Here is a 21,360-nt window from a genome sequence, read left to right on the forward strand (position 1 = left end):
GATTTCATTACTAACCTCGTAAAAGCTACAAGCAAAAAAGAGGTAATGAGTATCTGTGGATATAGCTATGTGTTTTTAGATGAAATTTGGACTATATAATACATGTGTTTGGTATTATATGGTCAAACAGCTTATTAATGATCCTGAAACTGAATTTCAACATTAAACCGTTACAAAACTTTTTATAATGCTGCATTTTTTTGTGCAGCAATAACATAAATTGATTAAAGAGCAAGAATATTTATTCTCCTGCAGTACTGAGACCAAACTGTATTTTGCGTTCTATCCCTATAATTCCTTCAGTTTTGTAATGCAAAAATTGACTCTAAGCATTATGAAATGGTTTCCAGTTCACTCGAGGTAGAAAATATAATTATTGAAGTATTGTTGTATTTGATTAAATTTTTGATTTCTTCAAAAATATCAAAATCATTTTTTCCTGTAATATTCAGATCAATAAAGATAATTTGTGGAACTTGATCTGGATCTGGATTATTCACAGTCTCTATAAACCTATCCTCATCGTCAAAGATAACAAGGTTAATTTTATCTTCATGGATTATGCAATCAACCTAAATCATCTAGTAATTAGATTCCATAAAGGAATGATTTTAGATTTCACTTAATAAAAGTCTGAAAAATTAAGCTATAAAAAAAGAAAACCGTTTGTAAAAACTGCATCCTTTTTCCAAAAAGTAATATCGATGCAAAGATTATCGAGGTATGATCTAAAATTTTCCATGCTACAACATAACCACCTCAAAACAAGTGCATTAATTTCATTTTTATTAAATTAATTTCGTAAATTTATCCTTTTAAAAGGACTTAATATAAGTAAAACTGGAGATAAGCAGAAAGATAAACTCAGACAAAAATTTACAGTCTTAATGAATACCAACTTGATATTTAAAGAAAGTAAATAAATAAGTAAGAGGAAATGTTCAGAAATGTCAGATATACTTGTCGGTGGCATGATTAAGCAATTTCCAGAAAAATTTAAATTAAGAATTATTAAGAAACCTTCAAAATAAAATTGAAGATTCCTTTCAATAAAATATGAACGGACGGTACAACAGTGAAAATAAAAAAAAAGACAGATATTAAAAGCCACTACCCAAAATCTGAGATGCCCTTCATAGAGAAAAAATAGAATTCTATTCAAAATATTCGAGTGAAGAAATCTTTAAATTATTTTAAAAAAAATGAAAATACTTTTATCAATCGACAGTTCTTTTTATAGCAAAGTAGTTGAGGAAGTTGCAAACGGATCATTTCCACTGAACACTAAAGTATGCATGATTCCTGTTTATGAAAGAACGTCAAATATATTTGAACCTATGGGAGCTCCACTTGAATATTGAGCTGATTTTAACCGTAATACTTTTAAAACCACAGAAAAAATAAAGAAAAATATCATGAAAATTTTGCATTTCAAAAAACCAATTTTTATTGTAACTACAATGGTCATTGAAGGTCCTCTTAGAGGTTCTGATAAAAATGCACTGCTCAATGCAACGGATAAGCATATCCTTGTCTCCGGCGGACTCATCGGTCTTTTTAAAAAATAATTTAAACCCAAGTATTATGCCGTGGACAAAAAACGATTATCCCAATTCCATGAAGAATCTTCCTGCTGCAGTAAGGAATAAGGCCATTGAAATTGCTAATGCTATTCTTGAAGAAGGACATACAGATGAAGGGATTGCAATAGCCACCTCCATTAGCAGAGCCAAAGAATGGGCCGCAGAACATGGCAAAAAGACGGATAATCCTGAAAAATAAAGGATTACGATATAAAAGTGCATGGCCAGGACCTATATCATATCCCTTAGTAAAGGAAATAGGTTATCAATGTGTAAGGAAAAGCAAAAGTGAAAAAGGTATTCCATATCAAGAAGGAAGCGATTAGTCAGACAAGAAGGGATTTTGTCCTATGTCATTGCTATTTCCCCATATACCTGCTAAAAGAAAATTTAGAAGAACAACAATCCAATTTATGTTAACCTGCGTTGACATTGGAATTCCAAGAAAAACAAACTGGAACATATTTTTGACAAATATGGAGCACGAGCGAATAAGTTGTCATCTATTATCCTATCTGAATTACTGAAAGAATTAATACTAAAAATTAAAAAAATGAGAAACAGAATTACAACTAAAAGTTCCAATGTACTAGCTGCAAGAATTCAAAAAAAGGGTTATTCTTCTAAGTCGAATGCATTATATATTCCTGAAACTAAAGAGAAATTGCCCGAAATTTTATTTATCACTTCGTATCCTCCTCGCGAATGTGGCATTGCGACTTATTCTCAGGATTTAATTCAGGCACTGAATAAGAAATTCAAGCATTCGTTCAAGATAAAAATTTGTCCACTAGAATCCAAAAATGAACAACATGTTTACTCCGAACCAACACAATATATTCTGAATACCGATCACCCAAATGCTTTCCAAAATTTAGCAGCCAAAATTAATGATAACGTTGCTATTCAGATTGTATTGATACAACATGAATTTGGATTATTTAGAAAAAATGAGGCCGATTTTAGACAGTTTTTAAATACTATTCTAAAACCTGTGATTATTGCTTTTCATACCGTATTACCAAATCCAAATGAGTCATTAAAAGAAAATGTACAAGAAATAAGCGGATCGGCTCATTCTATTATTGTAATGACCAGTTCGTCCGCAAAAATTCTAATAAATGATTACGGGCTTACTCCAGAAAAAATTACCATTATTGCACATGGAACGCATTTAGTTCCTCATTCTGACAAAGCACTTTTAAAGGAAAAATATAAATTAACCGGTAGAAATGTACTTTCCACTTTTGGGCTGCTTAGCTCTGGAAAAAGCATTGAAACCACGCTGGATGCCCTACCCAATATCATAAAAGAAAATGATGATGTACTGTTTCTAATTATTGGAAAGACACATCCATCTGTCGCAAAAGAAGAGGGAGAAAAATATCGATTAATGCTTGAAGCAAAGATTGAAGCCTTACAACTGCAAAATCACGTACAATTTATAAATCGCTATTTGTCCTTATCGGATCTATTGGAATATTTACAGCTTACCGATATTTATTTGTTTACTTCCAAAGATCCAAACCAAGCTGTGAGTGGCACTTTTTCTTATGCCATGAGTTGCGGTTGCCCTATTGTCTCTACTCCTATTCCGCATGCCTGCGAAGTATTGTGTGGTGAATCTGGAATTATTGTAGATTTTGGAAACGTTCAACAATTAGCCAAAGAAGTAAACCTTTTGTTATTTGACGAGCAATTGAGAAAAAAAATCAGTACCAATGCATTGCACAAAATAGCACCAACAGTGTGGGAAAATGCAGCAATTGCACACGTTTTATTGTTTGGAAAAATTGCAGAGGACAAATTCTCACTCCATTATAAGATCCCCGAAATTAATTTGGATCACATAAAAAAATTAACAACTTCTTTTGGAATGATTCAGTTTTCAAATATCAATCAACCAGATATAAATTCAGGCTACACATTAGATGATAACGCAAGAGCTATGGTTGCAATGTGCCAACATTTTGAATTAACAAAAGACATAGCCGATTTAGAATACATCCGTATCTATTTCGATTTTATAAAACATTGTATGCAACCCGAAGGTTATTTTTTGAATTATGTCGATGAGAATAATCTATTTACAAAACAAAATAACACTACCAATCTAGCCGATTCTAATGGAAGAGCGATATGGGCATTGGGATATTTGATTTCCCTAGGTGATTTGATACCCCAAGATTTAGTGAAAGTAGCACAAACCACCATGCACACCGCTTTGTTGAATGTAAATAAAATTCATTCTACAAGAGCGATGGCATTTGTAATAAAAGGCGTGTATTATAGCAATACAAAAAATAAATCAGCACAAAATGTAGCTTTAATAAAAGAACTGGCCAACCGATTGGTTCAAATGTACAGACATGAATCCGACAAAAAATGGGCTTGGTTCGAGAGCTATCTTACTTATGGAAACAGTATTTTGCCTGAAGCCTTATTATGCGCCTGGTTGGCAACTGGAGATCTCATTTATAAAGAAACTGCCAAATCCTCATTTGACTTTCTTTTATCAAAGATATTTAGAGATGAATGTATAAATGTGGTTTCTAATAAAGGATGGTTGCATAAAGAAAGTGAGTTTATTCCGTTACCAGTAGGTGGCGAACAACCCATAGATGTAGCCTATACCATTTTGGCGTTAAGTAAATTCTATGATGCCTTTAAAGAAGATGCCTATTTACAAAAAATGGAAATTGCTTTCAGCTGGTTTTTGGGGAACAATCATTTGAAACAAATTATTTATAATCCATGTACCGGAGGATGCTATGATGGACTGGAAGAAACTAACATCAATTTGAATCAAGGAGCAGAATCTACAGTAAGTTATTTAATGGCAAGGCTAACCGTTAAAAAAACATTCAAAAAAATACTTAAACATTCCAAGACCATTGAAAGTCAAATGGAGTTTTATTTGAAATTGAATAACAAAAAACAATTTACATAATGTGTTTATGTTATAAGAATTCTTAGAAGCAAAAGAAACACCTACTTTCTATTTATATAAAAAACACTTAAACCTTAAAACGACCATTTTTATAAATAATAACAAGCAAATAATTTAATCATTAAAAAATTGGAAATCAATTAATTAAATCATAATTTAAAATTATTAAAAAACGCTAAGATTCGGTATAAGCTGTTCGACTGTAGTCCTGGCGACTTCACAAAAGGGGATGTTTCGAACACCCCTTTTTTTTATTTCAAAGGTAAATTAAACCAAAATCATTGTAATTTCATCAATAGATTTTCCTCCATTAATAGTTTCAAATAATTTAATTTCTATATTGTTGATTAAAAAAAACTACTAGACATTTCAAAAAGATAGCTACAAAAAACTACTACTTTGTTCAATTAGTATCCATTTCTGCTATGCAATATTAATTTAACAGCAATCAACATGATGTTATTAATATCAGTCAATTACAATTATAAATAATCCTAATTATAATACATGGTTTTTACAAAGGTCTTTTCCCTTGAATAACCCTTAAGACAATTGCAATTAAAGCAATCACCAATAAAAGATGTATTAACCCACCTGTCACAAATCCACCAAAAAAACTGATTGCCCATATTATAACTAATATTATAGCAATTGTATAGAGTAAATTTCCCATTTTGATTTATTTTTTAAAGTCCATTTTTTTAACTTAGTTTATAACACCATACGGTATCAAAACATTCCCACGATAAGGCAAATTGACTGGTTTTCATACTTCAATTTCAATACCAGCAAGTTATTACCCGCTTACCCCTTAATTGTTCTTTGCCATTACTATATTCTTTGGCGTTTCTTTTTAGGGTTTTTATTTCGATTTGTGTCTCAATATTGCTACCGTAATATTGAGGCAATAATAACAGTGACTTTTAAATTCTAATTATTTTTTTATCATAATTTATTTATTTTAAAAATTTACTATTAAATTTCATTCATAATTGTCATTGATAAATCTGTTGTATAACCTGCTAAAAGTTACCTAAGTCACATTCAATTTTAACCACCAACGATCTCCCCTCCGTTAATATGGATAATCTGACCTGTAATATAACTGCTGTCGGCACTGGCTAAAAAAACATAGGCTGGGCCCACTTCCGAAGGTTGTCCTGCTCTACCCATGGGAGTATCCTGACCAAAATCACTCATTTTTTTTGAACTGGAAACAATTAATGGCGTCCAAATTGGTCCGGGAGCAACACCATTCACCCGTATTCCTTTTTTAGCAAGCATTGTCGCCAGCGAACGTGTGAAGGTAACAATTGCTCCTTTCGTACTCGAATAATCCAGAAGGTGTTCACTTCCCCTATAAGCAGTTACCGAAGCGGTGTTTATGATACTGTCGCCTTTTTTTAAATACGGCATAGCTTCTTTCACAATAAAGAAAAAAGGGTAAATATTGGTTTCAAAGGTCTCAGTCAATTGCTTTTTTGTAATTTCCTCAATCCTATTTTTAGATACCAAAAATGCCGCATTATTAACAATAATATTAAGGCTCCCAAATTTTTTAATACTTTTGTCAATACAACTTTTACAGAATTTCTCCTGTTTCAAATCACCTTTAATAAGATAACATTCTCTGTTTTCACTTTCCACCAGTTCTTTAGTTTTCAACGCATCAATTTCCTCATTCAGGTAAATAATGATCACGTTTGCTCCTTCCCTAGCGAAATGTACGGCCACACTCCTGCCTATCCCGCTGTCACCACCAGTAATCAATGCGGTTTTACCTTCCAGTTTTCCACTTCCTTTATAATTTGGATTTATAATTTCTGGTTGCGGCCGCATTTTAAACTCCAGTCCGGGCGCATCTTGACTTTGCTCCGGAAATTCCTTTGGTTTTGCCATGACATTATAATTTGGAATATTTGGTTACTTAAATTCAGCGGTCAAATCCAAAGCGAAAACCTCAATATCAATCATTTTCGGCTTTCTATATACACGAAATATTCCACATAGATACCGGTTACTTTTCAGAGTTAAAGATACTGAATTTCAATATTTTAACAAAATTAAATTACTTTTTTTCTTAAAATTTATTTTACCCAACGGGTTTATAGTATTAAATTTATTTCGTAAATTTATTCATCCAATGAACCTAAAGGAAACCGAAATGAGCAGATTGAAAACCCACCACTAAAAAAGTCTCAAATGAAAACTCCTGAAAATACTTCTGAATCTGAAAATGGTACTATAACCTCCGGAGAAAATCTTTCTTATTGGTTTTCATCGGCTATAAAGCCACTTGCTTTTGAGAAATTAAGCCAAAATATTGATACTGATATTTTAGTTATAGGAGGTGGTATCGCAGGACTTACCACCGCTTACTGTCTTGCAAAGGAAGGACGTAAAGTAATTTTGGTTGAAGACGGATTTATTGGAAGCGGTGAAACTGGAAGAACTACTGCTCATATTACCTGTGCGCTGGACGACCATTATTTTGAATTGGAAAAAACTTTCGATGAACATACTGCACAATTAGCAGCCAATAGTCACATGGCTGCTATTGAATGGATAGCAAACACTGTAAAACACCATAAAATTAATTGTCATTTTAAAAGAGTGGATGGCTATTTGTTTTTACATCCTTCTGATCCCAAGGAAACATTAGAGAAAGAATACGAAGCTACAAAACGTGCCGGACTTAGTACTGAGATGCTAAATTCTGTTCCGTCCATTGCAGCTGAAAAAGGAAAGTGGTGTCTTAAATTTGCTGATCAGGCACAGTTTCATATACTTCTTTATCTTAAAGGATTAGCTAGTGCCTTTATAAAATTGGGAGGAGAAATCTATACAGAAACAACAGCAGGAAATATTACGACCCTGGGTGCTACTGCAAACGGTTTTAAAGTAAAAGCAAATCACATTGTAGTTGCAACGAACACCCCCATCAATGACTGGGTAATAATGCATACTAAACAATGGCCTTATCGCACCTATGTGATAGCTGCCAAAGTTCCTAAAGGAAAACTACCTTATGCATTGTGGTGGGACACCGGCGATCATAACTCAAAATGGATCGTAAAGCCCTATCATTATGTCCGTTTGGAAGAGTTTGATGAGCAATACGACATATTGATTGCAGGTGGAGAAGACCATCGTACAGGGCAGGCTGATGACGAGAATATAAAAGAAGAAGATCGTTATACTAAACTGGAAAAATGGACAAAGAAACATTTTCCTGCTATTGGGACTATCGAATTCAAATGGTCTGGTCAGGTAATGGAACCTCTTGATTCATTGGCATACATTGGCAAGAATCCAGATGAAGATAACATTTACATTATTACAGGTGATTCTGGTAACGGTATGACACACGGAACACTTGGCGGAATGATTATCACCGACATAATTACCGGAAAAGAAAATCCCTGGATTAAAATATACAGCCCTTCTCGCATTACACTAAAAACTACTGCTGATTACTTACACGAAGTTGGAAACATGGTAGCGCAATATGGAGACTGGATTACTCCAGAACATATAAAAAAAATAGACGACTTAAAACTAGGTGAAGGTGGGATTATTTCATTTGGATTAAAAAAAATCGCAGCTTATCGTGACCATCAGAGTAATCTTCATACCTTCTCTGCAGTTTGTCCTCATTTAGGAGGAATACTGCAATGGAATGCCGACGAAAAAACATTCGATTGTCCTATGCACGGCTCCCGTTTTACCAATGAAGGCAAAGTAATAAATGGACCTGCACTTTCTGATTTAAAAAAAATATGAATAAAGTACATGAAGTTTAAAAGTTAATACCTGTCTAAAAATACTTATTTCATGTAGTAAAATAAACCTGTTGGGTGTATTTAGTTTTTAATAGTTGCACCCAACGGATTAAAATAAATTGACAAATACATTTATTATGGTAAAAGAAAACTTCAAAAAAACAAAAGAGATTGACACAGATAGAAAGCTTGTGATTTATTAATTGAAACTCGGGATAATTTATAAATTCAATGGCTCAACATCGTTTTGGGAACGGGAAAACAAGCTAAGATTCCTGTTTAAGATGGATTATCACTCGAAATAAAACACGTGAATAATGCAACTTATTATTAAAACTGTATAATCCTTTCCCAAACTAATTAAATTACCTTTAATTAACTTCTAAATCATTTTTTATGCCACTATTCACTGTATTACTCGTATTAATTGTTGTAGGTGTACTTCTTTGGCTCGTAAATACCTATATCCCTATGGATGGTACAATCAAAAAAATACTTAACATTGTGGTTGTGATTGTTTTGATTATTTGGCTTCTCAAAGCGTTCGGGCTTTTCAGTAACTTGATGGACATACAAGTATAAAAATGCATGTCCTAATTATTCAAATGTCAGTTCTGAAATCGAACATCTTCAAAAACAATAATCCTTATTAAAAAAAAATTATAACAGAAAACCTTTAAAACTAAAAATCATGAATCTAAAAAGAATCTTTGGAGCGTTACTTACTGCTCTCGGAATAGGTGGTCTTATTTATACTGCTGTAATATTTATGGATACCTCTGGCGGCACACGTGATATTAAAATGCTTGTCATTTATGGCATACTGGGTCTTATATTCTTCATTTCAGGCATCAGCCTAGTTCGTACAACAAAAGATGAATCATAATTTTTGAAATTAAAAAACAATTAATTTAATAGTATTTATCTGATTTGATAGGTTGGCGTAACGGCATCAAGAACATAGAGGTTTTCCAACCTTCCGTCTATGACCAACGAAAAGGTACACGAGCTTGATACCCGTTAATCAGTAAATACTAATTAGATTAAAGCACCCACAGAAGCAAAAAAAGCCAGCAAGAGTATTAATTTTAATTGTTCATACAGTTTCAAATTGGTACAATACAAATCCATACACTTGCCCTCGCCACCGCCAACCGAGCTTAACTAAATCTTGGCAATTGGTTTCCCATTTTTCTGTAGCTTTTTACTTTTAAAAAATCTGTAATTAGCAAAAAAATGCTTAAATTCTTGGTCTGATATTTTACTTTCGAAAACAATGTCTTGAAAACAAAACAAACAAAATTCTAATTATCAAAAAGTTAACTCATAATTTCAGGCTGTCAAAAAAAGTTAAAATTGGTATAAGGTGTTTGATTGTAGTACCGGCGACTCCACAAAAAGGGAATAGTCGAACACTATTCCCTTTTTTTATTAAATAAATTACAATCAGCGCCTTACAAAAACAACACAGCAAGAGTTCGAATTTCAGGGCGAGACAATAAATAAAAATCTCGTTTATAATTACATAAACGAGGTTTTCTTTGAATTAGTTAATTAAGTAAAATCTATTTTAAACTAAATATCCTAGGGCTAAAAGAAACCATTACCCAAACCCAATTGTTGGTATTGGCGGCATCAGCAACATTTTTTAATCTTTCTAAAGTTCCTGAACCAAACATTTGGGAATACCCAGCCGAAGCTACAATATCCTTCTGAATGCTATAACCGACAGTAAAATCAAGTTCCGTTCCTAAATAGCTGTCCATTTCGTCATTGGAAGCATCCAAAACGGTATTCGGCGCATTAAAAACATGTGGCATTAACGTAAATTGCCATTTATTAGACGTATAATTTAGCTTTAAATAGGCATCTTGCAATCCCACACTATTTTGATGATTTCCTACATAAAAATAATCCATGAAACCATTAAAACCATGATTGGTTCCAAAAATTGGGCTAAACGATTTTATGTCAGAACTGCTGTCATTTTGGTTTTTACCCGAAAGATATTCATATCCTAATCCCGCTTTGAATGTATTGGTGACCGCATAACCAAGGAACGCTCCCGCATACCAGGCGTTCACCTTTTTATCGGCGCTTTTTCCTGTTTGTCCGTAAGCCCCAAAATTAGTGTCCCATTTTTTTCCCTTGAAAGAAAGGTAAGTGCCAAAGGTTTGCTTGTAATCTATTTCTAAATTGCCAATGTTTTTTTCAAATTCATATCCGGTATTTAACAGTAGCAAACTCAAATTTAATTTGCTAAACTGGGTGTGATACCAAGCATATTGCAAGGATTTGTAGTTAGTTGTGTAGGCGGTTTTCGGCTCCAATAAATTTTCTGCATTGGCATTCAAAGCAAAACCTAAGTCCAATTGATGATTCTTCGGATGAAACGTAATCACCGCGGCATCGTGACTTTGCCCTTGTTGTGCCCAATCGATTTCGCCAAAAATACGCTGATTGTCATACGAAATCACTTGGCGGCCTAAGCGCGCACTCCATTTGACATCAAAATCATATTGTGTCCAAGCTTCAAATAAAGCAATTCCGTTTTTGTCAGCTGTTGCGGTGGTGGCCACATCACCCCATGTGCGAATGTTTTGCAACGTTAATTTGGCTTGTAATTTTTCTTGCTTGTAATTAAAATTTAATCGGGAACGTTGCGATACAAATGAGGTTGCCTTTTCGCCATTTGACATAAGGCTTTTGAAACCATTTCGGTATTCATAACGCGGTCTGAGTTGCAGATTGGCATCCAACTCTTGGGCATAAGTCCCCGTGCTTACCATTCCTAAAAATGACAAACCAATTATTTTAAGTAGTTTCATGTTTACTTTATTTTTTGAGCTTCCTCAGTAATCTTTTGAATGGTTTGGTCTGAATTGACACTTAAACCCTCTTGTTGATACGCTAATTCCCCATCAGCATTAAATACACTTATGATATTGGAATGAGAGAATTCCAAAGGCGCTATTTTTTTATAATTTACAGCCAAAACCGCTGCAAATTCTCTTGTATTTTCTTCCGATGAACGTAGGAAAACCCATTGTGCACCGTCCATTTTATTTTCGATAGCAAACGATTTTAAACGTTTGGGTGTATCTACAGTAGGATCGATACTCACTAAAACCAATTTTACATTATCCTTTATGTTGTTCGGCAATCTTTGTTCGATATTTCGCATGTCAGCCACTAATCTTGGACAAGCAGATTTACAAGAAGTGTAAATCATAACCATAACCAGCACTTTCCCCTTCAAATCTTTCATTTCGAGATTTTCACCTTCTTCATTGGTCCATTTTGATGGAAGATTGTAAATGGATAAATCCGAAATAGGTTTGTCTATTGTTTCCGCTTTTGATTTATTAACACAGGACTGAAGTGATAAAATAATTAAAACTAATCCTAAAAAAAGCGTTTTATACCTGCTTTTTTCAATTTTTATCTTTGAAAGATTCGTCTGTTTAGATAAGCTGGGATTGTGATTATTTGATTTCATTTCTGTTGTCATTTGAGTTGATTTTGAGCGCTACTTTTTATCTTTCGCACATCTAAAACCGAGGTTTTTAGTAGTAAATCGTGCCTTAAGACTTCCTCGGAAAGCATAGCGCATAAAAGCGGCATAATTCATTAGATCTGTTGCATTGACAGAACCGCTTCCGCAAAATAGATTCCGGTCCGTATCCTTGTCTTTTCTGGATTCTCCGGAAAGAAAAACACTATTGAAATCGGCTGTCCATTCCCAAACTAATCCATGCATATCATAAACACCCCAATAATTTTTGAAGGTGCGACCTACTGGATTCGCATAGGTTTTTGGTTTTTCATACCAAGACAAAATGTAATTATTAAAGCTTTCTTTAGTACGTGCGTCAATTCGTTTCTCATCGGCCATGCCGACATATTCCCATTCGTCCATCGTGGGCAATCGTTTTCCTTGGCATTCACAATATTTTTTGGCTGTAAACCAAGAAACATTAGTTACCGGAGCAGCACTTAAATTGGCAGAGCCATAATTAAAATCACTCTCCCATTGCGACAAATAACTTTTATCGGCAAAAATACCTTTCATCCTAGAACGGCTATTTTCTGGATATTTCTTTAAAAATTCCAAAAACTGGGCATTGGTCACCGGATAAATGTCAAGACTAAAAGCTTCAACTTGTACCGGTTTTTTACTTGTAGCTCCATAAAGGGGAACAAAAGTCCCCCTTTCTATAGAAGCCATTTTAACAACTTGAGACCATAGCGATGCTACAATAAGAAACAAAAATATTGGCAAAAATTTTTTCATATTTAACATGGCTAATTTCTTTTAAGCTGTACGAATTATTTTCTTTGGGCTTTTACCATTGCTGGTGTAACCGTGGTTTTATTATTTCCCCAACTGGCGTAAACATAGGTCATTGCATCCGCTATTTGTTGATCGCTTAATGCTTGTGCAGGCATGGCACCACTGAATTTTTTACCATTTACAGTAATTGGCCCCGTTAATCCTTTTACGACTCCTTTTACAGCGCGATTCACATCTTTATTTAAGTAATCTGATTTAGCCAAAGGAGGGAAAGCACCAGGAATTCCTTGCCCGGCAGCTTGATGACAAGCTATACACGTTTTCGCATAAATTCCTTTTCCTTTATCAGCGCTTTGACTGTATCCTTGTAAAGCCAATCCCATCATTCCGATGCATAAAATATACTTTTTCATTTTATTATAATTAATGTTAAATACTTGTTTAGATTTGGATTAAATCCTGTTTTTATTCATGAATATCTTTTACTTTTGGAGTTACTTTTCCTCTCAAAGTTTTAACCATTGCAGGCGTTACAACCGTTTTATTATTTCCCCAACTGTCATACACATAAGTCAACACGCTGGATACTTCATCGTCGGTCAAATTTTGACTTGTCATGACGTTATTGAATTTTTTACCATTTACAGTAACTTCTCCGCTCAATCCGTGTAAAACAGCATTTATTGCTCTGCCAGAATTAGCATTTAAGAAATCTGATTTGGCTAATGGAGGGAAGGCATTTGGAATTCCTTGCCCTTCAGATTGGTGACAGGCTAGACAGGTTCTTCCGTACAGTTCTTTCCCTGCTTTAACATGTTCAGCTACAGTTTTTACCGCAACGCTTTGAGTTGTACCTTTCACTTTAGGCATATTTTGTATAGTACCACCCTCCGGCAAATAAATCCCTTCTTGTGTTGTTCCGGAATAGACTAACTTATTATCATCTCCTTCTACTTTTAACATTCCCAACGCCCCTTTGTTGAAAGCTCTAAAAATAGAGTGATCTACTAGGATAAACGTACCGGGAACATCCACTTTAAATTCAACTATTGCAGCGCCACCGGCTGGTATCAAAGTTGTTTGGACATTTTTGTTAATCATATCGCCACCTTCAATATGAACTTTATCGAATATTTCACCAATTGCGTGGAAAGAAGAGACTAAGTTTGGTCCACCGTTACCCATATAGATACGTACTGTTTCCCCTTTTTTGGCTGTTAATGCTTTATCTCCTGTTAACGCCCCTACTTTTCCATTAAACACTACGTAATCAGGTTGCTCTTTAATCGCTTTATTCATATCAAATGGTTGAGATCCTTGTTCCCCATAATTTCCTTTGGTATAAAAATCGCCTTGCATGATGTAGTATTCTTTGTCAACTGGAGGCAAACCACCTTCAGGTTCCACTAAAATCAAACCATACATACCGTTTGCAATGTGCATCCCAACGGGAGCTGTGGCACAATGGTATACATACAAGCCTGGATTCAACGTTTTGAAATTGAATACTTTTTCATGTCCCGGTGCCACTAATGAAGAGGTTGCTCCTCCGCCTGGTCCAGTTACCGCATGTAAATCTATATTGTGCGGCATTTTATTATCCGGGTGATTTTTCAAATGAAATTCTACCTCATCACCAACTCGAGTTCTTATAAAACTTCCAGGAACTGATCCCCCAAAGGTCCAATAGGTATATTTAACACCATCTACCATTTCTCCCTCTTGTTCTTTAATCTCCATGTTCACAACCAATTTCGTGGCTGCACGATCGCCCACTGGTTTAGGAACAAAAGGTGGTGCAGTCAGTTCTGCTGTTTTTTGACCTTCTATCTTAATACTCTCATAATATTTTGCGTCTTTTTCCTCATTTTTAGAACAAGAAAACAGACCAAGGGCTACAAAAAAAGCAATGGCTACTACCCTACTCTGTTTGTTAAAATTAAATGTAATTTCCATAATAATTAGGTGTTAAATTAATCGTGATTTATAGTGTAAAAATAAAAGATAACTTTGTCCTTTATTATGACATTTGTCATGTTTTTAACTTTTATTTAAGAGCCTTTTCACAAAACTAATCCTAAAACAATCAACCCTAACACCGAAATCAAACTCACTTTCCAAAAAGCATTTGCTTTTTTAAGCTCCATGAATTCGAAAGAAACCAAGAGAAATTTCAGTACAGATAACCCCATAATTAAAATAATTGTAAGACGAGAAACAGACATTGTATTCGAAATCAAAGCGGTTGAAGCCGTCAATACAATTAATAAACCATACGTAATAAAAAGTGTTTTTTTCATTTTCTAAAAAATTAAGTACAGAACAGGAAATAACAATAGCCAAATCAAATCACACATGTGCCAGAAAGCAGCGCAGGCTTCAACGTCGTCAATACCTGTATCTGAATTTTTTTTCATCATTCCATAATTTGTCCAAATTAAAATCACCAAACCCATGATTACATGAATCAAATGAAAAGCGGTTAACAACCAATAAAAAGTAAAAAAAACATTGGTTTCTGGAGTGATACCAGATTCCATTTTATGATAGTATTCAACTCCTTTTAAGATTAAAAATAATGTTCCGCCAAGCATGGTCAATTTAAAATACAAAGACGATTTTAAAAGGTTATTGTTTTTAAACTCCAGCACTGCATTGGCCATAAAAAAACCACTCGTCAACAAAAAAATAGTATTTATTGCTCCAAAAGTAGTATTGAGTTGCAACCGTGACTGATGAAACAATTCAGGCTGATCTTTTCCGTAATAAACAAATGCCACAAGTGCCATCCCGAAGGTAAGAAGTTCCAAAAAAATAATAATCCACATCAAAATACCTCCTGGCGGATAGTAGATGTTTTTGTAATCGATTTTGAGTGTGTTCATTTTAATATGTCTTTAAAAATATTTTATTCCCAGTCCAATAATCTTTTTTCGCCTTCTATTTTTTTGATATCGGTAATATCCTGCGACATTTCTATGACGCCTTTGTAGTTTTTATCGGCATCTCGAACCGCGAAATAGCGAATGTAAATCAGGCGTTCTTTGTAATTAATCCAAAATGAGGATTCGTTTTTTGTTCCTTTTCTAAATTCGTCCAATATTTTAAGAACGGTTCCCACACTTTTTGGCGGATGGCAAAATTTCACTTCGCGGCCAATAATCCCGGCACTTCTAGGAAAAACACGCTCTTCTCCCCGATTATAGAAAATCACTTTGTCATTTTCATCAACATAAGTCAAATCCAGCGGCATCGTTTTGAAAAGTAAATTTACCTGCTCCACCGTCATATATCCTTCATCATAATGAGACGTATTTTCGAGTGAAAAAGACATTTCTCTTTTGGTAAAATCGGCACTTGGGTGAATGTATTCTTGTTTGGGATAAGGAGCAGGAGCTTGTGGCAGCATCCAACCTATTTCTTCTTCGCCTTTGCGCATTTCAATCCAGTCGGCTTCGGTAAGGAGGTTTAAAGCATTTGGAAACAAAACCGTTTCTTCCATCTGCATCAATCTGTAAATTCCATTAACCAGAAAAGAAGTATTGACATTGATTTTCTCCGGATTATTCATTTTAAGATAGTACTGAATTAAACGGAATTGCTCTCTTAAATTATCATGAAATGACCACATTCCCTGAGAAGGACCTACCCATCCTTTCTTTTCTAAAAACGGAAAAAGCTGATTTTCTTTACGGGCAAATCGTTTCTCGATGGTATGAAGCTGATTGAAAATATTGGTGTATTTCTGCACATCATCCGCAGGATTTACAGCGGAGAGTTCCTCTAAAAGTGCATGAATAATGTCATTTTCCTGAAAGTAAATCTGAACTGGATGTCCTTCGGGAAGTGTTGTGGTATTTGAAGTTTCGTTCATTATAGTATTTATTTTTGATGTTTAATTTTTTCGTACAATTGCACCAAGGATTGCAATAATTCGACTGGTGTTGTTAAAATTTGATAGTGATTTTGCCCGAACATTTGTGGCAGATAATATTTTGCCTGGGCTTCAATAGCCAAAGCATAGGAATTAATATTTCTGCTGTTGAGTTCTCTAAGCGCTTGTTTCACATCATTGATGCCGTACTTTCCTTCGTATTTATCATAATCGTTGGGTTTTCCGTCAGAAATCAGGATGACCCATTTATTTTTGGTATTTCTTTTATCAAGTCTTGCACCGGCATGTCGTAAAGCGGCTCCAATTCTGGTATATCCATTGGGTTCTATGGCTCCAATTTTATGTTTGGCGATGTTCCAGTTTTCATCAAAGTCCTTTACCGTTAAATAAGTCGAAAAATTGCGGGTTTTGGAGTAAAAACTGTCAATGGAAAAATCGATATTGAACTCGTTTAAGATTTCTCCAAAAAGAATAGAAACCTCTTTCTCCACATCAATCACACGATTTCCTGCGGCATATCCATCACTGGAAAGACTAATATCCAAGAGGATTAAAATCGATAAATCCTTCTCTTTTTTCCGATTTGATATATATATATTTTCCGAAGGTGTCCGTTTCGAATGAACATCAATATACAAATCCGTAATGGCATCAATATCAAATTCGTCTCCTTGAGTCTGGCGTTTTTGCTGTTGCATTCTGTTATTGACATTGGTCAGCATTTTACGCAAACCCAATAAGGTCGAAGCATTTTTTGCAATGGTCTTTTTATAATAAGTACTGTCCGTTTTCTGTTGTGATTTCGGATATACTTTACAGAAATTCTCTTTATAAATACGCTTGCTAAAATCCCATTCGTTATAAGTGAGATGGAATCCTTTGGCATCAATTTCGGCACTTTCGGAGATGGAAGTATTCTCAATAAAATCCGATTGATAAACGGAATGTGCCGTATCATCTACCCGAACCGTGTATTTCATATTCAAATCTTCCAATGCTTCCTGATGCTCTTCTAATTCGTCAGAACCATCAAAGTCACGCCAGGTTCCATTGAATTCTTCGGCAGTTTCCACTTTTTCAAAATTATGAAGCAAGACATAATCTTCCTGTTGTTTTTTATCGACCTCAACAGTAATCACTTCTTCTACCGCTTTTGATTTTAAAGTCGTTAAAGCCTGATTTTCATTTCCTTTTTTGGTTTTATCAGAGAAATTTTCGAGAATAGTATTGCTGTTTTTTTCTATTTCATTTTGCATCCATTTGCCATACAGCCAAGAAAAATCAGGAGCATTTTTCCCGTTTCCTTTTTGAATGAAATGCTGTTTTGTTTCGGTATGAAATTTTTTATCGATAGAAAATTCTTCAAACAAAATTGCCAGAATTTCTTCTGATGTTTCAAATGCTTTTTGTTGTGAAAGTGCCAAAGGCTGGTCTTTTTCTTGCAAAGTCCAATTCAAATTCAACCGCTGCTGTACGCTCAGGTATAAAATTCTAAAAAGATAAAAAGTAAGGTTATCTTTTTTCGTTGGCAATTTGGAAAAAGAAATGGGGAGGAAAAAATTATTGTTTTTATATCCTCCTTCTCTTTCGGCAGGGAAAATTTCGATTGGTTTCCCCGTCAAAGCACGAGCCAAAATAGTCAATCGAGGTTTTATATCATTAAGCGTTACAGTTCTTGCAATAATTTCGGGATGTATCTTTTTACTTTTTTTTAAGTGTCTGAATAACTTCCCAACTATATATTCGTCTATTTCGAAACCCATTTTTTCTTAGTGTTCAGTGTTTAATAAGAATGACAATTTCAATGGCAATAGCAATGGCAATGGCAATGACGGGTTGAGGTTTCAACGCATAACTCATAACTTTTAATCAAATCATCAAATCACACAAATCCTTCAATGCTTCCACCGTTTGTAAATCATCTGTTAACGGTTCTACAATAGCCACATGAACCGACAATCGTTTTGGAAGACCCGAATGGATAATTTTGGCGGCATCCACCAGAAGTCGGGTGGAAACAGTTTCTGTCAAACCTAATTCCGTTAGGTTTCTGATTTTATTCCCAATGGCTACCAGTTTCTTGGCTACATCATGATCTATATTAGTTTCTTTTACCAAAATTTCAGTTTCAATTTTCGTTTCCGGATATTCAAAAGAAACAGCTATAAATCGCTGACGAGTCGATGGTTTTAGTTCTTTAAAACCTCTTTGGTAACCGGGATTAAAAGAGGCTACCAACATAAAATCGTCATGCGCTTTTACAGTTTCGCCTAATTTGTCTATGAATAATTCCCTTCTGTGATCCGTCAGGGAGTGAATGGCTACAATAACATCCGGTCGCGCTTCGGCGATTTCATCCAAATAAATAATGGCTCCTTCTTTTACGGCAGTGGTTAATGGACCATCAAGCCAAACTGTTTCGGCACCTTTGATGATAAATCGGCCAATTAAATCCGTAGAAGATGTTTCTTCGTGACAGCTAATTGTGATAATTTTTTTATCCAATTGATGTGCCATGTATTCCACAAAACGGGATTTTCCTGTTCCGGTTGGTCCTTTCAACAGGAAAGGAATTTTGTTTTTATAGGCGTGTTCAAAGACCTCTTTTTCTTTGCCTACTGCGTGATAATATGGGATATTTAGTGTCATAATTATATTTAAAAAAAAACGAAACCCACTCTAATGTTTACAGGCGATGACAAGTTCTGTTTCCAATAGTGATGAGTTTCGTTGGCTATACTAAATTTTTAAGGAGCTCTATTTTGTTTCTTCTGAAAATGCGACTTTTTTCTTGGAAGCATTATTGAGCCCTTTTTTTATCTCAGGAAAAGAAAGAGTTTCGTGATGCGTTCCTTCTAAAGCTTCATCAGTAGGTCTGCCATATTTGATAAAATCAAAAATGAATAAACCAATTCCTGTGGTAAACATGGTGGCACAAATAAGAAGCACTACAAAATGGATGCTGATTTCGCTTTGAACGACCATGAAATCCATTTTCATTTTTCGCTCCATATACACTTGAGCAACTCCGGCAACACCAAAGGCTACGGTCATCCCCAAGATTCCAATATTGGATAACCAAAAAGCCATCATCCCCTGCGAGCTTTCGTACCGTTTACGTCCCGTTAAATTGGGTAAAGCATAACTAATCATCGCTAGAACAATCATCGCATAAGCGCCCCAGAATGCATAATGAGCGTGCATTGCCGTTACTAAAGTTCCATGTGTATACAAGTTTGTTTGTGGCAATGTATGTGCAAAACCAAGTAATCCCGCACCTACAAAAGAAACGATAGCCGAACCGATAGTCCAGAATAAAGCGATTTTGTTCGGATGGCTTTTTTCCCCTTTTCTGTACATGTTTACAGCAAATAATGCCATCGCTAAGAAAGCCAAAGGTTCTAATGCAGAGAAAATACCGCCAACGATTAACCAAATTTTATTTACCCCAATGTAGTAGTAATGGTGTCCCGTTCCCAGAACTCCGGAAAGAAAAGTAAGCCCAACAATCACGTACAACCATTTTTCGATAACTTCTCTGTCCACTCCAGTTAACTTAATCAATAAGAACGAAAGGATACCTCCCATAATTAATTCCCAAACACCTTCAACCCACAAGTGAACAACCCACCAACGGAAAAAAGAGTCCATTACCTGGCTGTCAAACCAAATCATTCCGGGTATATAAAGCAGAGCTGCAAAAAACAATCCCATTGTTAGTACTAAAGCCGTAGTAGTTTGTCGTTTCCCTTTGAAAAGTGTGCCCAAAATTATGAATAAGAACAACAGCACATTTACAACTACTAAATAGTCCAACTCTCTTGGTATTTCTAAAAATTTTCTTCCTTCCCAATGGTTGAAGTGAAAGCCAATTATGGTAACAACGCCTACAATGGCTAATGAAATCAGTTGAACATAAGCCCATTTCACGCTTATTAATTCGCGTTGCGCTTCTTCGGGAATAATGTAATAAGCAGCACCCATAAAACCGGTTAGCAACCATACCACCAACAAATTGGTATGCACCGCCCGTGCCACGTTAAAAGGAATAATCTCGTGTAATCCTTGAATTCCTATTCGGTCAAAGCCCATGATAAAGCCATAGATAATTTGCAGGGAGAACAAAAGCATGCATAGTGCAAAAAACCAGTAGGCTACTTTTTGTGATTTATATTTCATTTTTAAAAATTTTAATTATTTTCTTTAGCTAAAGGGGAAACGATTCGGTCAAAACCATTTAAATCTAATTTTCCAATCCATTTTAAGTAAGCGACCATAGCGTTTGCATCCGCTTCATTCATATGATAAGCCACCATTTTTCGGCCATTTGGTGCCCATGGGATTGGCGACATCAAAACTGCTTTGATATAACCTTCGCCGCGACGATCCACCACTTTTGTTAACTCGGGAGCATAATAGCCTCCCTCGCCCATAATGGTATGACAGCCCATACAATTGTTGGTCTCCCAAATTTCTTTTCCTCTCACTACCTCTTTAGTAATCTTACTGTAGTTTGTTTGATCATTCCTTGGCATGAACGAATAAATGGTCAATCCTATAAAGATTAAAAAGGTGACCACTGTTCCTCCTAAAAAAAATGCTCTTGCCTGTGATTTTGAAAGCATAAGTATCCGTTTTTGTTAGTTAATAAATGTACTCTAATTCAAATAAAAGATAAAAATGTCTTTTATTTGTTTGTTGCAAATTAATGGCTTTAAAAAAAGCTAAAACATGATAAAAATCATCTTTTGATTTTTATTTAAATTGTAAAATTATAATCCATTAAAAAAGATTTATAAAAAACACATCTATTTGACAACTATTGAATTACAAATAAAATAAATTAAAAAATTTAA

At 34.8% G+C, this 21,360-nt stretch carries 22 protein-coding genes; 7 read left to right on the top strand and 15 right to left on the bottom strand.

What is annotated here, in order from left to right:
• Window positions 1-332 precede the first annotated feature (332 nt).
• Window positions 333-500, bottom strand: a complete 168-nt coding sequence (locus tag ACNQGX_RS17225) for a hypothetical protein (protein WP_417978335.1) — start codon at window positions 498-500, stop codon at window positions 333-335.
• Between the two features lie 702 nt (window positions 501-1,202).
• Between ACNQGX_RS17225 and ACNQGX_RS17230 the strand changes: the two genes are divergently transcribed.
• From ACNQGX_RS17230 to ACNQGX_RS17245, 4 genes are all read left to right on the top strand, one after another.
• Window positions 1,203-1,361: a hypothetical protein gene (locus ACNQGX_RS17230; RefSeq protein WP_417978337.1), complete on the top strand. Its 159-nt coding sequence runs from the start codon at window positions 1,203-1,205 to the stop codon at window positions 1,359-1,361.
• 54 nt (window positions 1,362-1,415) lie between these two features.
• Entirely contained in the window at window positions 1,416-1,568 is a 153-nt protein-coding gene (locus ACNQGX_RS17235) for a hypothetical protein (protein WP_417978339.1), read from the top strand.
• Window positions 1,569-1,584: 16 nt separating this feature from the next.
• Complete coding sequence (locus tag ACNQGX_RS17240; RefSeq protein WP_417978341.1) at window positions 1,585-1,782, top strand: DUF2188 domain-containing protein; 198 nt, start codon at window positions 1,585-1,587, stop codon at window positions 1,780-1,782.
• A 354-nt stretch (window positions 1,783-2,136) separates the two neighbouring features.
• Entirely contained in the window at window positions 2,137-4,533 is a 2,397-nt protein-coding gene (locus tag ACNQGX_RS17245) for a glycosyltransferase (RefSeq protein ID WP_417978342.1), read from the top strand.
• 514 nt (window positions 4,534-5,047) lie between these two features.
• Here ACNQGX_RS17245 and ACNQGX_RS17250 read toward each other — a convergent pair.
• Together ACNQGX_RS17250 and ACNQGX_RS17255 are read right to left on the bottom strand one after the other, a co-directional pair.
• Window positions 5,048-5,206: a lmo0937 family membrane protein gene (locus ACNQGX_RS17250; protein WP_417978345.1), complete on the bottom strand. Its 159-nt coding sequence runs from the start codon at window positions 5,204-5,206 to the stop codon at window positions 5,048-5,050.
• 377 nt (window positions 5,207-5,583) lie between these two features.
• Window positions 5,584-6,432 carry an SDR family oxidoreductase gene (locus ACNQGX_RS17255; RefSeq protein ID WP_417978347.1) on the bottom strand — a complete coding sequence of 283 codons (849 nt, stop codon included), beginning with the start codon at window positions 6,430-6,432 and terminating at the stop codon, window positions 5,584-5,586.
• A gap of 303 nt (window positions 6,433-6,735) precedes the next feature.
• Between ACNQGX_RS17255 and ACNQGX_RS17260 the strand changes: the two genes are divergently transcribed.
• From ACNQGX_RS17260 to ACNQGX_RS17270, 3 genes are all read left to right on the top strand, one after another.
• A complete protein-coding gene (locus tag ACNQGX_RS17260) occupies window positions 6,736-8,316 on the top strand; it encodes an FAD-dependent oxidoreductase (protein WP_417978349.1) in 1,581 nt (526 codons plus the stop codon).
• Window positions 8,317-8,711: 395 nt separating this feature from the next.
• Complete coding sequence (locus tag ACNQGX_RS17265; RefSeq protein ID WP_417978351.1) at window positions 8,712-8,897, top strand: Thivi_2564 family membrane protein; 186 nt, start codon at window positions 8,712-8,714, stop codon at window positions 8,895-8,897.
• Window positions 8,898-9,006: 109 nt separating this feature from the next.
• Window positions 9,007-9,201 (top strand): hypothetical protein, encoded by a 195-nt coding sequence (locus ACNQGX_RS17270; protein WP_131998020.1) that lies wholly within the window; start codon window positions 9,007-9,009, stop codon window positions 9,199-9,201.
• Between the two features lie 679 nt (window positions 9,202-9,880).
• On the opposite strand, the gene ACNQGX_RS17275 is transcribed toward ACNQGX_RS17270, so the two are convergent.
• From ACNQGX_RS17275 to ACNQGX_RS17330, 12 genes are all read right to left on the bottom strand, one after another.
• Window positions 9,881-11,143 (bottom strand): alginate export family protein, encoded by a 1,263-nt coding sequence (locus ACNQGX_RS17275; protein ID WP_417978353.1) that lies wholly within the window; start codon window positions 11,141-11,143, stop codon window positions 9,881-9,883.
• Window positions 11,144-11,145: 2 nt separating this feature from the next.
• Window positions 11,146-11,826, bottom strand: a complete 681-nt coding sequence (locus ACNQGX_RS17280) for an SCO family protein (protein ID WP_417978355.1) — start codon at window positions 11,824-11,826, stop codon at window positions 11,146-11,148.
• A gap of 18 nt (window positions 11,827-11,844) precedes the next feature.
• Window positions 11,845-12,609, bottom strand: a complete 765-nt coding sequence (locus tag ACNQGX_RS17285) for a formylglycine-generating enzyme family protein (protein WP_417978358.1) — start codon at window positions 12,607-12,609, stop codon at window positions 11,845-11,847.
• Between the two features lie 35 nt (window positions 12,610-12,644).
• Complete coding sequence (locus ACNQGX_RS17290) at window positions 12,645-13,022, bottom strand: c-type cytochrome (RefSeq protein WP_131915757.1); 378 nt, start codon at window positions 13,020-13,022, stop codon at window positions 12,645-12,647.
• A 52-nt stretch (window positions 13,023-13,074) separates the two neighbouring features.
• Window positions 13,075-14,565, bottom strand: a complete 1,491-nt coding sequence (nirK, locus tag ACNQGX_RS17295; protein ID WP_417978360.1) for a copper-containing nitrite reductase — start codon at window positions 14,563-14,565, stop codon at window positions 13,075-13,077.
• A gap of 107 nt (window positions 14,566-14,672) precedes the next feature.
• Window positions 14,673-14,909 carry a cytochrome C oxidase subunit IV family protein gene (locus tag ACNQGX_RS17300; RefSeq protein ID WP_417978362.1) on the bottom strand — a complete coding sequence of 79 codons (237 nt, stop codon included), beginning with the start codon at window positions 14,907-14,909 and terminating at the stop codon, window positions 14,673-14,675.
• 3 nt (window positions 14,910-14,912) lie between these two features.
• On the bottom strand, window positions 14,913-15,494 hold the full coding sequence (locus tag ACNQGX_RS17305; RefSeq protein ID WP_417978365.1) for a cytochrome c oxidase subunit 3: 582 nt from the start codon (window positions 15,492-15,494) through the stop codon (window positions 14,913-14,915).
• A 23-nt stretch (window positions 15,495-15,517) separates the two neighbouring features.
• Complete coding sequence (locus tag ACNQGX_RS17310; RefSeq protein ID WP_417978367.1) at window positions 15,518-16,483, bottom strand: DUF438 domain-containing protein; 966 nt, start codon at window positions 16,481-16,483, stop codon at window positions 15,518-15,520.
• 8 nt (window positions 16,484-16,491) lie between these two features.
• Window positions 16,492-18,267, bottom strand: a complete 1,776-nt coding sequence (locus tag ACNQGX_RS17315) for a nitric oxide reductase activation protein NorD (RefSeq protein ID WP_417978369.1) — start codon at window positions 18,265-18,267, stop codon at window positions 16,492-16,494.
• A gap of 106 nt (window positions 18,268-18,373) precedes the next feature.
• Window positions 18,374-19,153, bottom strand: a complete 780-nt coding sequence (locus ACNQGX_RS17320; RefSeq protein ID WP_417978371.1) for a CbbQ/NirQ/NorQ/GpvN family protein — start codon at window positions 19,151-19,153, stop codon at window positions 18,374-18,376.
• 108 nt (window positions 19,154-19,261) lie between these two features.
• Window positions 19,262-20,683, bottom strand: a complete 1,422-nt coding sequence (locus ACNQGX_RS17325; RefSeq protein ID WP_417978373.1) for a cbb3-type cytochrome c oxidase subunit I — start codon at window positions 20,681-20,683, stop codon at window positions 19,262-19,264.
• Between the two features lie 11 nt (window positions 20,684-20,694).
• Window positions 20,695-21,129 (bottom strand): c-type cytochrome, encoded by a 435-nt coding sequence (locus ACNQGX_RS17330; RefSeq protein ID WP_417978375.1) that lies wholly within the window; start codon window positions 21,127-21,129, stop codon window positions 20,695-20,697.
• Window positions 21,130-21,360 lie beyond the last annotated feature (231 nt).

It is taken from the genome of Flavobacterium glycogeni (genome assembly GCF_048286775.1).
Taxonomy (GTDB): Bacteria; Bacteroidota; Bacteroidia; order Flavobacteriales; family Flavobacteriaceae; genus Flavobacterium.